Source organism: Flavobacterium sp. HTF (assembly GCF_003105115.1).
Lineage (GTDB): Bacteria > Bacteroidota > Bacteroidia > Flavobacteriales > Flavobacteriaceae > Flavobacterium.
In genome coordinates, this window is record NZ_QETH01000173.1 from 1 (window position 1) to 2148 (window position 2148).

The following is a 2148-nucleotide window of genomic DNA, read 5'->3' on the forward strand; positions in this document are numbered from 1 at the left end:
AAAATAAGCAACCTCATTGTTTGAACATTTTACTTCTATCCTGTTCTTATCAAATATAATTTCTTCAAAAAAATCAGGTAGCGAAAATGTTTCAATTATCCTGAATGTTATCAGTTCAATTTTTATTATCGAAAGTTCCGTAATAACATATAGAAAATCTTCATGTAATTTCATTTCGTAAAAAAAATAATCTAATAGTAAATTAAAAACAATAGTTCCTTTTTCAAAATCAATTATGGCAAAATTCAAATCTATACCAACAGAATAAGTACTTTCTAATATTTGATTTACTTTTGGAATAATTATTTCACTCTGCCATCCAAATTTAAAAGAATAGTTTTCGTTACCTATCATTCCATAACATCTAGGAGTTTCTGCATTGAAAATTATTTCTGATTTCAACTCATTAAAAATTGATTCAGTTATTAATTTAAATTCTACTTTCATAAGGATTATCAATTTTAAAGTTTTGGGATAATAGTCGATATTGTCGGGGTAAGACTCATATTTCCACCTTTATAAAAAAAGGAAACTTGAACGGCTTGACCACTCTTTCCTACACTAGCACTTTTTATTACTGAAACTCCATGTGAGGTTTCTATTTTCTGAATTATTGGACTATTCCATGCTTTATTAAAAACTCTCATTAAATCTTTTTCTGTTTTTATTCCCAATGTTGTTAAGTCTGCTAAATTTTGTGCAGAACGCTGAATATTGTGCTCATTACCCGTAACAACTCTACCAAAGAAGTAATCAAATTTTGAAGATTGTACAGTAAATCTGCTGGCTTTATTTAATAAATTTGTAAAAAGACCTGTTAATGACGTTAATTTAAAAGATGCTTTAACTGCAAACAATTCAGATAACGCACCAGCTCCATCTGCTATTAAAGCACAGTTAATTAAGGATTCATTTAAAGGCAATAGTTTCTCTTCGTTGTATTTTCTCCAGTATTCATTTTTTTCTTCTGGAGTCATATCTTCAACCTTTTTCTTACCTGGCGGGTCTATGCCAGCTCCTCCGCTATGATTTGCGAGAGCTTCATCATAAGTTGCTACATCTCCGTCAGCAGTTCTATATCCTCCTTCATCCCAATCATAATAAGTCCCAGATTGACCAGCTCTGGGCTTCATCCCATCAGGGTCTATAAAAAATACAGGATTATCAAGTCCATAATTGTATGGAGACCATCGTCTCATTTGTTCGGAAAGTGGGTCAATGTTAATCCATCTGCCAAGTGCTGGGTCGTAGTTACGTGCTCCATAGTCGTAGAAGTTAAGCCCTAGCTCATCCTGCAGCTCCTTGCCGTTGTATTTATACTTATTCTCAAAACCAGTTTTAACTGTATTATAGCCTTCCTGTTTCAAACCAAAAGGATAGAAATTACTCTCTTCCTTAATGGCCAGTGTCTTGTCGTAACTCAATCGGATGTTACCCAAATGATCCTTGTACTGGTAAATATATTTATAAGAACTTCCAGAAGCTTCTACATAACCTTCTGCTGTTGGAAAAAACTTAAAGGTTGGAGTGAGGTTGTTAAAATTATTACCACCAACACATTTAATAAATTACGCTTATATTGTGAGTATAGCATGCTTCTTATATACTTTCCAATCTCCATCCTTTTTTATTAGAAGTACAATAGATGAAACCCCATATTTTCCCACGGACTCCGTCAGAATTAATATCGCTTTATCTTTGTAGACTTTAAAATTTATAATATCTATTCTTCCAGCATATTTAATTGTTTTATCTTGTTCATTTTCATTAAAGAAAAAATAATACTTGCCTATTTTTTTTGGAAAATTAGAATCTAATGTGAATGTAGAATAAGCTTTATTTCCAATAACATCATGAAATATTTTTTTTATATTTTGATTTTTTTCAAAATAAGCTTTAGTATACTCATCCATTTCCTTAATATAATCGATATTTTGAGATAACTTTACTGATAATTTAGGATAAGCAATGGAATCACTTGGGGTTGTTATAAATGCTCCTCTACTATATGCTATAGTATCTACTATTTTTAAAAAGTTCTCTTCAATAAACTTTTGCTCAGAACTAACTTCAATATTTTTTTTATCAGGAACAATTTCCTTTTTACATGATACAATTAATATTCAATGTCATGCAACATACAAGTAT

At 30.8% G+C, this 2148-nt stretch carries 3 protein-coding genes; all 3 read right to left on the reverse strand.

The window, feature by feature from the left end; translation table 11 throughout:
- A partial coding sequence (locus tag DCO46_RS22495) for a hypothetical protein (protein WP_116754694.1) occupies positions 1-447 on the reverse strand: 447 nt, incomplete at its 3' end.
- Positions 448-461: 14 nt separating this feature from the next.
- Complete coding sequence (locus tag DCO46_RS23405; protein WP_317048069.1) at positions 462-1424, reverse strand: RHS repeat-associated core domain-containing protein; 963 nt, start codon at positions 1422-1424, stop codon at positions 462-464.
- 150 nt (positions 1425-1574) lie between these two features.
- A complete protein-coding gene (locus DCO46_RS22510) occupies positions 1575-1913 on the reverse strand; it encodes a hypothetical protein (protein WP_116754695.1) in 339 nt (112 codons plus the stop codon).
- Positions 1914-2148: the final 235 nt, after the last annotated feature.